This is a genomic window from Nocardia brasiliensis NBRC 14402, assembly GCF_000308475.2.
GTDB lineage: Bacteria > Actinomycetota > Actinomycetes > Mycobacteriales > Mycobacteriaceae > Nocardia > Nocardia brasiliensis.
In genome coordinates this window covers 1-777 of sequence record NZ_BAFT02000008.1, presented here as the reverse complement: position 1 = coordinate 777, position 777 = coordinate 1, and the positions used below count along the sequence as shown (strand labels likewise).

Sequence of the window (777 nt, the reverse complement as noted above, 5' to 3'; positions counted from 1 at the left end):
TCTTCCACGCAAGCCGTTGAGTTTTCGTCTACGGGATTCTCACCCTCTACGACAGGCCGTTCCAGACCACTTCGACTAACCCAACGGTTTCTGACTCACGCCCAATCCGGCAGAATTGAGAAGAAAGACCCCACAACACCGTCCAGACAACCCCTGCCGGGTATCACATCTAAACGGTTTAGCCTCTTCCGCTTTCGCTCGCCACTACTCACGGAATCACTATTGTTTTCTCTTCCTGTGGGTACTGAGATGTTTCACTTCCCCACGTTCCCTCCACACACCCTATATATTCAGATGCGGGTAACACGACATCACTCGTGCTGGGTTTCCCCATTCGGAAATCCTCGGATCTCAGCTCGGTTGACAGCTCCCCGAGGCTTATCGCAGCCTCCTACGTCCTTCATCGGCTCCTGGTGCCAAGGCATCCACCGTACGCTCTTAAACACTTACTAACAAAGATGCTCGCGTCCACTGTGCAGTTCTCAAACAACACACCCAACCAAGTCCGCTTCCGACACCAGCACCCCAGCCCGAAGACTGAGGTCGGTATGACCGGGAACCCGATCGGATCGTTATCTCTTCCCAGAAAGAATCGCTTTCGCGTGTTCTCTCAGGACCCAACAGTGTGTCGATATATTCACCCACCAGCACGCCATGTGACGCACCGATACGCAGGGAAAGCTGTCAGCGTTCCACCCATGAGCGTCCGCCGGATGACGTATGCATCCGAAACGGTCTCTGCCGGAACAACATTCCCACCTGTGCGGGCATGTCCGG

The 777-nt window shown here is 54.7% G+C and carries 1 rRNA gene; it reads right to left on the bottom strand.

What is annotated here, in order from left to right:
• A 23S ribosomal RNA gene (locus tag TY25_RS01495) occupies window positions 1–452 on the bottom strand; the annotation flags it as partial.
• Between the last annotated feature and the right edge of the window lie 325 nt (window positions 453–777).